The following is a 301-nucleotide window of genomic DNA, read 5'->3' as shown; positions in this document are numbered from 1 at the left end:
ACGCACAGTTGGGGCCTCTCTGCTCGATTGCCGTCGACGACGGTCGACGTGCAATCAGCATTCGGGGCAGCCGGGGAAAGCACACCCGTACAACCACGGACCGCAATACGGATGTTTGTGATTTTTGCCACAATTACCGCTTCCCGGCTCAGGGTCACCCCGGGCGGGCCTCGACTGAAGACGGCCAAGCCTAGGAGCCGAGCGCCCTGCGGAGACATCGAGGACCGAGCCGTCCCGAGACACAGGGAAGGGGACCTGGTCACCGGCACCTCCAACATGTCGGCGATCGGGATTCTCGTCG

This window comes from Streptomyces sp. NPDC127092, from assembly GCF_042722475.1.
Classification (GTDB): Bacteria; Actinomycetota; Actinomycetes; order Streptomycetales; family Streptomycetaceae; genus Streptomyces.
Note: the sequence above shows the minus strand (reverse complement) of the source record.